The organism is Flavobacterium xizangense, from assembly GCF_054075145.1.
On sequence record NZ_JBSIPG010000323.1, the window covers coordinates 1 to 237 of the forward strand.

Here is a 237-nt window from a genome sequence, read left to right on the forward strand (position 1 = left end):
TGCCTTTTTGCGAAAGCATGTGTACTTTCTGCGGATGCAATAAGCGTATTACCAAAAATCATTCAGTAGAAGAAAAATATATTCAGGCGGTTCTGAAAGAATGGACTATGTACTGTAACGTTCTGCCAGAAAAACCAATAATTAAAGAAATACATTTGGGCGGGGGAACTCCTACATTCTTTTCTAAAGAAAACTTAGAAAACCTTATCAACGGAATTTTTGATCATGCCGTAAAAG

The 237-nt window shown here is 35.9% G+C and carries 1 pseudogene; it reads left to right on the top strand.

The features are described from left to right. Positions 1-237: pseudogene (locus tag ACWA1B_RS23615) on the top strand (oxygen-independent coproporphyrinogen III oxidase); the annotation flags it as partial.